1 pseudogene is annotated in these 247 nt (G+C 43.3%); it reads right to left on the minus strand.

Features of this window, described 5'->3' with window-relative positions:
- Positions 1-31 precede the first annotated feature (31 nt).
- Positions 32-247 (minus strand): annotated as a pseudogene (locus tag D0T84_RS14425) (hypothetical protein); the annotation flags it as partial.

Genomic DNA, 247 nt, shown 5'->3' on the forward strand with positions numbered 1-247 from the left:
TTAGCAAGTGACAGAATACGGGTTCTTGTAATTACCGACGATACAAAGGTATCAAAATTTCTGTATTTCGCACCTTTTTGCTGTTAATTATTTTTTTGTTGTTTTTATCCGGCTGTTTATTCTTCCGGCACAAGGCCTGGTATATCCTGTCATTGGCTTTGTCCAGGATGGAGCGTTCCAGGTGTGAGAGATAGATATAGGTGGTCCGTTCGTTGTTATGCCCCAGCCCTTCGCTGATCACCCACAG

Origin of the sequence: Dysgonomonas sp. 521 (assembly GCF_010501055.1) — a bacterium.
Lineage (GTDB): Bacteria > Bacteroidota > Bacteroidia > Bacteroidales > Dysgonomonadaceae > Dysgonomonas.